The following is a 9,165-nucleotide window of genomic DNA, read 5'->3' as shown; positions in this document are numbered from 1 at the left end:
CCGTACCGGCCTTTGTGCTTGTGGAATATTGTTGCTATTTTGTCCTTCACATCCTTGTATTTGTCATCATTGCCAATATTTTTCATGTGATAGTAAAAAGTGCTGCGTGCCATCTTCTTCAACTCCAACAGGAGATTGAGATCCACATGCTCCTCGCGCCTTAGTTCGTCAATGGCCCGCGCCCAATCCTTCTGTTTCGGGACTCTCTTTCCTCGACTAAGGCTTTCACTTTTTTTAGCAGCAGGTTCTCCGCCCTGAGGCGTTCGATCTCCCTGCGGAGCCTCTCGTTTTCCTTCTCACACTCTTCCTTTGGTAATCTTTTCATAATGCTCCTGGATTGTTCTCTTGGCGATGGTTGCTTACTTGCAAGCGCATCCTTTCCACCCTTGTTGAACTTGGACAGCCAGCCGACTAAGGTACTAGCCGAGATACCATGCTTAGAACTAATCTCAGGCAAAGTTAGCTCAGATTCTTGATATTCACGAATAATTTCGCATTTTTTTTCAAATGAATACTGGTTTTTCTTACATATACGCTTGTTTTCAAGTCCGGAGACTCCTTTTTCTTTATAAATGTATAACCACTCATAAATTTGATGGTGTCCAATGTGTAAACGGTCAGACACTGAACGAGGAGAGTTGCCCGCCTCTACTAATCTAATAGCTTCTAACTTTTCTTCTAATGTTCTTCTTCGCATATGAACAGTAAGTGTTGTGTCCAACTTTTGGGGTTCACTTCACTTTAGGATAATGGACGTTATTGTAAAGATATTCGAACAACGCTGGCATACCACCAGGGAAAGAAGGCATCTTCTCCACTACATCATATACTTTTGCATTATCATTCTGTTTGTCTTGAGGATTGCTCTTCTGCCTGCCTTTATCACTGGTATTCTGATTGGCTTGAGGCTTAACCGCCTTCTTGGACTGTGCATTGGCATCAGTAACATTTACCACACTTAAAGACTCAATCGCACTCTCCGTTTCACGCTCAATGTCCATGGTAGTGCGTTCTACCGCAGGACAGGCAAAAGCTACAACCGCACAGGCTGCTACTGGCACCATGACAATTGCCTTCAGGCATTGCCACTTGTTTGTTTTCGTTGTTTTCATCATTTTAATACGTTTTTTTAGTGAATTGTGATTTAAATTGTTTGCCAGCAGAAACGCGCGTTCTCCCACTGACTTTCTTATAAGCAGCATTTGATACTGCTTGGCATCGATTCCTTCGCTTAACACGGCTGCATCAGCCTCATACTCATGGATATCCTGCAACTCGCGCTTCATTAGCCATGCCGCGGGATTATACCATTGGAACATTATCATTGCATTGCAAAGCATAACCTCGTATGAATGACCCAAACGGGCGTGTGCCTTTTCATGCATCACAATCGTTTTACTTCCCATGTCATAATCTTCTCTGTTCATCACAACATATCCAAACCAGGAAAAAGGTGATACTTTGCTATCCACCACAACAATCTTAATACCGTCTTCTTCTCTTATGTAGTCAACCTTGGAGATAAGATTGAAAATGTGGAAAAGAGAAACTATGTTTGACAAAAACATAAAGACTACACCTATAATATATATAATAAAAAACACTTGCACCAACGATATATTATATGGAGTTGCAAAGTCGTCAATAACTTCACCTTGAAGAATTATTGATTCCACTTCAACAACTCCTTGATTGAGTGTATTGGAATCTGTAAAAGTCAAACCAACAAACGGCAAAATAAAGGACGCCACAATCATCGTCAATATTAAGTAATGATTGAAACGAAAAAAAGTGTCTCTACTCAAGAGCAACTTATATACCAAGAAAAAGGCTATCTGGCATAACGCGACTTTAATGGAATAAACAAAGAACATACCCATAATCATCCCTCCTCTACTTCCCTAATCAATTCTTTCAGCTCATCAATACTGATTTTCTCATTTTTCACAAGAGCCGATACAGCATTAAGATAAGAACGTCCAAAAAACTTATCAACAACATTCGCCAACGAGCCACCAGAATATTCATCGCGACTGATTGTAGCGAAGTATTGAAAACAACGAGCCGACAAAGCACGATGTGAAAGGAAACCTTTATCTTCTAAAATCTTCACAAGCGTACTTAACGTATTAACATGAGGTTTGGGATCGTCATAATGCGATTGCAACTCACGTATCTGCATATCACCATACGTCCAGTAATGGTGCATGATTTCCTCTTCTTTTGCTGTCAATGTTTTCATAATTGTCTCATTTTTTTATTTCACGATGCAAAGTTACTAAAAGTTTTAGTTATACAACTAATATTCTTAGTTAATTAAACTAAAAACATTAGTTATTTAACATTTAAATGTATAACGCGGTACAGGGGACAGGTCATGAAGTGAACCCTGTACCGATAAGATGCTATCCGCGAAGTGAATGTGAGTCATAGGTCGATTTCTATGACAGAGGTATTAATCGGTAGTGGAGTAGTAGGATCAGACTCTTCGCTCAGCTGAATCAGGAATGGTGAGACGAAGGATCTCATGCGTTATGCCGTGGTGATGAATGAGGTGACAAAGAAATTGCCATCAAATCGTCTTGTCGATTATCGTTTAAAGATGTTTGATATATTAGTAAAAGCCGCGGAGGCTCAAGCCCAGAAAGGGCGACATAACAGCATTAAAATTGATTGTGTATGCAGAGGCTGGTGATAAGGATGGTTTGGCAAGATTGATAATAATATTATCAGAAATTGATCGGGCTTTACAAGATGAGGTTGACGAATTGCAAACTAGTAAAAAATCCTCGTTTAAGATTAAGGCGTACACTTTCTTAGTGTACGGAAAAACGGATATGGAACAATTATGTTAGTATAACCCCATTATAGTGTATTCAGTCATCTATACGTTTGAGTTCTTTCTGAGCCTTTTTGTCATAGGCCTCGCCACGAGGAACAAGATACCTGAAAATTATAGTATCGTTAATAATCTCTATATGGAATGTAAAGAATGCACGATAGTCGCCTATACGGATGCGATAGACGTTGCGGTAACCGACAAGTTTCTTGCAGTCGGTGATGTCTTTAAGGCTTTCGGCGTTCTTGACTTCCTCAACGACTCTTCGCACGGAGTCAAGCATCTTGCCGGAAAGTTTCTTGACGGACTTCTTGAAGTCCTTGGAGTAATCAACATTCATACGCCTAACCACTTCTCAAATTCTGCCTTTTCCTGTTCGTTGAGCTTGACAAGTCCTTCGGGGCGTTCCTTGCTCAGCTTGGCATATAGGCGTGCGTCCTCGTAATTGTCTGCTATATCGGAAAGCAAATGTTCAATGTAGTTCTTGAGGTTCGTTCCGTTCTCAATGGCCATGATGGAGAGGGTCTTGAAGGTGGACTCGTCAAGATTGATAATCTTTCTTTTGGATGGTGTTAATGTCTCTGTTTTCATAATTCAAATGCTTTAATTCGGTTTCAAAGATAATGCAAATCGAGTGCAGAATCAACAAGCTTGCTTGATTGTTTTGCCGAACCGATGGAGCAGCGAGTGAAGAGCCGAGCTTACTCGAGCTATTCCGAGTCGCGACAGAGGTCGACGAAGTCAAATGCAGCTTATCTTATGCAAAGATATATAATATGCTTCATATATACGGCATACACGCCCGATAATTTAACGAAAATTACACAAATCATGCATGAATAACAAGAAAAGTTTCTGCAAAAGGAGGGTTTTTATGAGAATACTTCATATTTCAAAGTACTACTATCCGTATATCGGAGGAGTAGAGAAGAGGGTCAGGCTTTCTTCTTTATCAGAGGTCTCTACCTCTATGGCGACAAGTTTACGGGCGCTCCAGGTTCCGTGGGCTATACACCAATACAAACACCTCTTGGTTTTGAGCGCGTGGGCAATGGCGGTGGATACAAAAACCGCAGCATACTGTTTGTACACTATCTGCCTGGGCATAGCGTTGAGACAATCCATTTCTAAGTGAAACTCATGTAAGACACATTATTATATATATTTATGAACAGACTATATAGAACCTTTCTTCTGCTTTTGGTTACACTGCCCTCAATATTGCATGCCCAAGTGGGCGACCATCGCAACGATTTGTCAGTGGGTTGTAATGGCGGTTACACCATGAGCAAAGTGGGGTTCAGCCCAAACGTGCCGCCGGCGCAGCTCGGGGGGTTCACGGCGGGAGCCACTATACGCTATACGTGTGAAAAATACTTCAAAAGCATCTGTGCCATTGTGGCGGAGGTAAACCTTACGCAGATGAGATGGAAAGAGAGCATTACAGACCAGGACGACAATCCCGTGATAGGCACTGTGGCTGCAGCAGCCTATCTGCTCATGACAATTTCGTCTGTCGGCCTTCCAGCCACCGACCATCCCAACCACGTAGCCGACGTCACACCAAATCTTCTCATTACCACCTACCTCACGCTTACCTTCGCCGAGCTTCTGCTCTCGCCCATTGGTATCTCACTTGTAACCAAGGTGGCTCCTCCAAAGTATAAGGGTATGATGATGGGAGGATGGTTTGTATCCACTGCTCTTGGCAACAAGCTCGTGTCTATCCCAGGTCATATGTGGGGTATGGATCTCACAATCGTATGGGGTACTCTTATGTGCATCTGTCTTGTAGCCGCCCTGTTCATCTTCCTTATTGTGAAGAAACTAAACAAGGTGTGCTAAGATACTCATATTAGCTAATAAGGGAAGTTAAGGAAGTGTCCTTAACTTCCCATTCTTCCAAAACTCAGGCTCGTTTATATAGTTTTTTATACTGAAAAGGGGATAAATTGCCAGGAAAAGAAATGTATTATAGATATTTGTCGATTTTCTTTGAAAAATATTTGGAACTTTATGATATTTTAATTATCTTTGCACCAAATCTATGAAAATAAAAACAAGAATATGAAACCAAATTACAAAAAAACATTAAAGTTGACAGGCGTTGTGATTGCGCTTGCAACTCTCAGTGCATGTATTGATAGAATAGATACATATCATAGGCCTAATGAAAATCCTGACGATAATGGTCTTACTGAAGTTCCTTTGGATTTTGATTGGAACATGTCGCAAGACGTGGAAATACAGTTGAAAAGCAATGTTAGGACTCGTGCTTATATTTATGAAGATGAGAATTTAAAGAACCTCATGTGTACCACTGTCCTTGAGGCAGACAAGCCTGAAACAGTCTCTCTCACAACACTCAACTCATTAGATAAATTATATCTTGCCTACCTTGCCAAGGATGGTAGGACGGCAGTGCGCACCATCGACATTGCCCAGCAGCAGATACTCACTCGTGCTATCAACCTATTTGGCGACATTACAGACGCCTCCGAGACACTGCCGTCGTCGGAAGGTAACAAGACCCTGGTGTTCTCACCCAACAGGACGATTTATGGCACCGTGCTCTTTGAGGACATGTATCCAAAAATGGGCGACTACGACATGAACGACTTCGTGCTTGGCTACAGAAAGCAGTATGGCAAGACCGACACTTCGGAGACTTTGGAAATCACTATTCAGATACGCGCCATCGGCGGAACACTGCCGTTTGTGCCTGGAGTAGAGCTAAAGGGAGTAGATGTCGACGGTCTCGATGTGAGCTGGACAGCCTCTGACTCTCGTCTCTCGGTAGAGAACGTGTCGGAAAATGATGCCAATGGAACTCCTGTCTTCAGAGTGAATGGTGCGCAGAACATAAAGCCAAATGGCGATTATTTTAATGTCTCTCTGCCAAAAGTGGCGCAAGAAGAACTGCCCTATGTCACCATTACCATCACACGCTCGCTCGACGGCAATCAACAGTTGGACATAAAGGACAAAGACCTCAACTTCTTCATCTATAACACACAGAACAAGGTGGAGATACATGAGAAAAACACTAAGGTCACACGCTTTGCATCAAATAGCGATGAGAAGAATTTTCATGATAAAGGACTCGTATGGGCGTTTAGGGTAGAGGGATATATGCCTCATACTATTGAGGGAAAAAAGATTGACCAAGTGTTTCCGAGAATATCTAACTGGATGAAAAGCTGCGGAGCACAGGATACAGACTGGCTCACCGACTACGACCAGAATTTAGTTGTTGACTACTCACAAGATACCGACACCGGCGGTTCTTCTGACGTTCAGCAGGAGCCTTATATCGACATCAAGAAGAATATAGTGGAAGCTCCTGTGGCAGGTGGAATGGTGGAGGTGCCCGTGGAAGCTAATTGCGACTTTGACGTGTGTTTCGGCGAGGAAGGATGGATATATGATTTCACCAAGGAAGACGGAAAACTCATACTCTATGTATATAACAACTACAACGGAACCGACAAGAGTGCAACCGTCACCCTCATCCCAACCACCGACATCAGCAAGAAGTTCTCGTTCAAGGTATACCAAATGACGGAGGCTTATGACGGAGCGCTGATACAGGCCAACGGCGGATTCAAAAATAATATAGAGAGTCTCGTAAAAGCTAACGGAGGAGTGATTACCGACGTAAAGAAGGTGAACATCATAGGCCATAGCGACAAATATAATGGGTATAAAGGAAGTAGTCTCCCTGCCAATGTGAAGAGGATAGCTGGCAATGATAAAAATTTGCCGCATAATGTTTACATGGAATGGGATGCCGCCAACGCCACCATCACCGTCTCCACTCCCGGGGCAATCGTAAGCACCGGCAACACTTGCTCTGGCATGTTTGGTAATTGCGGTGGCTTGGAGGAGGTTAACCTGTCGGGACTTGACATCTCGCTCTGCACCAACATGGAAAAAATGTTCATTAGCTGCAAGAAGCTAAAGAGCGTGGACCTCACTCCGCTCAACACTTCAAAAGTGACCAATATGTCCGGAATCTTTACTCTATGTGAGAGTCTTGAGTCTGTAAACGTGAAGGGTTTGAACACGTCCAACGTCACCTCGATGAACAGCCTGTTTGACCGTTGCTATTCGCTCAAGTCTGTGGATATCAGTTCGTGGAACACTGATAAGGTTACAACCTTCAACCGTATGTTCTCGAATTGTCAGAAGCTCACCGATGTGAAAATGAATTGTAGCAAGACATCGTTGACGGAAGCGGGAGTTACGGAGATGTTTACCAACTGCTATCTGTTGCCGAAGGTGGACATGTCTTCGTTTGACTTCCATAATGCCAATGATTTCAATTCAATATTCAGCAATTGCAATAGTCTTCAGACTGTTGTGTTCGGCAAGAGCAATACGTCGAATATCATCAAAATGAAGAATGCGTTCGCTGGTGTAGGCGGCAACGGTGAGTTCACATGTGTAGATGCCGACTTCTCTTCTGCCACCATAATGGACAGCGCATTCAAGGGATGCACTGCCACTTCCATCAACCTTTCCGGCTGGAAGACTACGTCAGTTCAGAACCTTAGCAGCACATTCGCTAAATGTGGAAATGCAAAGACGATAAACATCTCAGGATGGAGCGCTGACAATGTGACAAGTATCGGCAGTATGTTTAATAGTGCATATATAGAAGAAATAGACCTCGGGCCAAATTTCAATGTGCCTTCCGGTGTCAATATCGACTATTGGTTCTATTGCACTTCCAACAAGTCGAAGAAAGCCACATTAAAGTGTTCGCGTGCCATATACGATTTGATACAGAATTACATCAAAACAACAGGAGGTGGCAACAGCAAGCAGTTCCTCAGCCAGTATTGCACATATAGCGTATATTAGGAACTCAACTTTCGCAGAAAAGGGAAGTTAAAGAAGTTAAAGAAGTTAAGGAAGTTAAAGACGTATGTCAAAGCCCAGAAAACTCCCGAAAGGAAGCGAAAAGACTATTGTCTTTAACTTCTTTAACTTCCTTAACTTCTTAGAGTTGAGCACATGCGAAACTTGAGTTAGGAATATAAGTTGACGAGTTGACAAGTTGTCAACTCGTCAACTCGTTTTTATTTTACACTCCACTCGAAGAGTCCTGAAAAGTGTTCGGAGGGAAGGTCGATTTCCATCTTAATAGCTGTCGTTGTCACTGAGCAGGAGTTGACGAGCTCAGGTCTTGAGACAGCCATACTCTCATCTTGCCGCTGCCGCGATGGCACCATGCGTAGTAAGGTATAAGTGTCAGCTTCACGTCCTTGGCCGTCAGGCGACCGCTGTTGTCGAAGCTCAGCGTCTGTGCGTCTGTCTTTATCACCTTTATATAATAGTCGGCCACTTTTTAGTTCTTGGCATGTAGTGTGCCGTCCTCTACAGTCATCTTCGGCTTTTGGTTGACGAGAGTTCCCATTATGTCGAAGTCGTTGTCGGGCCATTCAGCGCAATAGACAATAGGCCCGCGCTCTATGGCAACCATGCCACGGTCAGCCTCAACATTGTTGTAGAACAACAGGCAATGGGGAGCCTGAGTCCCTTTCCTTGGGTTGAAACGAATGGGGCTCGATGCCCCGTTAGTTTCATGGAACCACAGTGTAGTGTGTCACCATCGTCCATTCCTTGGGTGCTGCAAATGTAATCATTCTTTGCGGAACTGACAAGTAATTTGCGTTTTTTTTCATCATGCAGCGATTTTGGCATATTTCGTCATCGGGATCTGGTGCTCAATACCCTGATGAGGGCGCTTGGTGTTGTAGTATTCAATGTAGTTCTTGATGCCATCACGCAGTTCCTTGACATTATCCGTGGGATTGATATATACATACTCGCGCTTGATTGTTTGCCAGAACCGTTCTATCCAAACATTATCCAGGCACCTGCGCCTTCCGTCCATGCTCATGCGTATTCCTTCGCAAGCCTTTTCCCATGTTGGCGATGTCTACCAAGGTTGACTGCTCTCTGAGAGCTTCAATCACCACCTTTGCTTTGAACTCAGGGGTGAGTATTCTACGAGTTGTTTGAGTATTCATTGCGAGTGCAAAGTTACAAAATTTATTTGACTTATGCACTGGTTCGAAAAAATGGGAGTATTATAACAACAACGGATATATGTTATGTTTACTGTGTGCGCACATAGCAAAAATAGACAATAAAAAAAGAGTGCTGAAGATATTTCTATCCTCAGCACTCCCGCTTCTAAAAGAAGGCGGCCTCCTACTCTCCCACATTGCATTGCAGTACCATCGGCGCAAGCGGGCTTAACTTCTCTGTTCGGAATGGGAAGAGGTGGGACCCCGCCGCAAAAACCACCTGATATA

General features: G+C 43.2%; 8 protein-coding genes, 1 rRNA gene and 3 pseudogenes. 3 read left to right on the top strand and 9 right to left on the bottom strand.

The features are described 5' to 3' along the window. Positions 1–160: 160 nt before the first annotated feature. The 5 genes from CIK99_RS02595 to CIK99_RS02570 form a co-directional block, all read right to left on the bottom strand. Positions 161–697: a helix-turn-helix domain-containing protein gene (locus CIK99_RS02595; protein WP_094379475.1), complete on the bottom strand. Its 537-nt coding sequence runs from the start codon at positions 695–697 to the stop codon at positions 161–163. Between the two features lie 34 nt (positions 698–731). Next, on the bottom strand, positions 732–1,880 hold the full coding sequence (locus CIK99_RS02590) for a M56 family metallopeptidase (protein ID WP_216822780.1): 1,149 nt from the start codon (positions 1,878–1,880) through the stop codon (positions 732–734). Positions 1,881–1,882: 2 nt separating this feature from the next. Continuing rightward, complete coding sequence (locus CIK99_RS02585; RefSeq protein ID WP_094379471.1) at positions 1,883–2,242, bottom strand: BlaI/MecI/CopY family transcriptional regulator; 360 nt, start codon at positions 2,240–2,242, stop codon at positions 1,883–1,885. Between the two features lie 634 nt (positions 2,243–2,876). Further along, positions 2,877–3,179: a type II toxin-antitoxin system RelE/ParE family toxin gene (locus CIK99_RS02575; protein WP_094379467.1), complete on the bottom strand. Its 303-nt coding sequence runs from the start codon at positions 3,177–3,179 to the stop codon at positions 2,877–2,879. Then, positions 3,176–3,430, bottom strand: coding sequence for a hypothetical protein (locus tag CIK99_RS02570; protein ID WP_094379465.1), 255 nt, complete (start codon positions 3,428–3,430; stop codon positions 3,176–3,178). The genes CIK99_RS02575 and CIK99_RS02570 overlap by 4 nt, the downstream gene beginning before the upstream one ends. Before the next feature lie 576 nt (positions 3,431–4,006). On the opposite strand from CIK99_RS02570, the pseudogene CIK99_RS15975 reads away from it, so the two are divergent. From CIK99_RS15975 to CIK99_RS02555, 3 genes and pseudogenes are all read left to right on the top strand, one after another. Then, positions 4,007–4,288, top strand: a pseudogene (locus CIK99_RS15975) (outer membrane beta-barrel protein); the annotation flags it as partial. Between the two features lie 27 nt (positions 4,289–4,315). Continuing rightward, positions 4,316–4,684, top strand: a pseudogene (locus CIK99_RS15695) (MFS transporter); the annotation flags it as partial. A 222-nt stretch (positions 4,685–4,906) separates the two neighbouring features. Continuing rightward, complete coding sequence (locus tag CIK99_RS02555; RefSeq protein WP_094379458.1) at positions 4,907–7,705, top strand: BspA family leucine-rich repeat surface protein; 2,799 nt, start codon at positions 4,907–4,909, stop codon at positions 7,703–7,705. A 295-nt stretch (positions 7,706–8,000) separates the two neighbouring features. On the opposite strand, the pseudogene CIK99_RS15690 reads toward CIK99_RS02555, so the two are convergent. From CIK99_RS15690 to rrf, 4 genes and pseudogenes are all read right to left on the bottom strand, one after another. Continuing rightward, positions 8,001–8,351, bottom strand: a pseudogene (locus tag CIK99_RS15690) (glycoside hydrolase family 127 protein); the annotation flags it as partial. Positions 8,352–8,528: 177 nt separating this feature from the next. After that, positions 8,529–8,747, bottom strand: a complete 219-nt coding sequence (locus CIK99_RS02545) for an integrase core domain-containing protein (protein ID WP_094379454.1) — start codon at positions 8,745–8,747, stop codon at positions 8,529–8,531. Beyond that, positions 8,713–8,877, bottom strand: coding sequence for a hypothetical protein (locus tag CIK99_RS15130; RefSeq protein WP_158215877.1), 165 nt, complete (start codon positions 8,875–8,877; stop codon positions 8,713–8,715). The genes CIK99_RS02545 and CIK99_RS15130 overlap by 35 nt, the downstream gene beginning before the upstream one ends. Positions 8,878–9,048: 171 nt before the next feature. Further along, a 5S ribosomal RNA gene (rrf, locus tag CIK99_RS02540) occupies positions 9,049–9,161 on the bottom strand. Positions 9,162–9,165: the final 4 nt, after the last annotated feature.

The sequence above is a fragment of the Prevotella sp. P5-92 genome (assembly GCF_002251245.1).
Lineage (GTDB): Bacteria > Bacteroidota > Bacteroidia > Bacteroidales > Bacteroidaceae > Prevotella.
The sequence above is the reverse complement of the archived record's forward strand: the minus strand, read 5'-3'. Positions and strand labels throughout refer to the sequence as shown.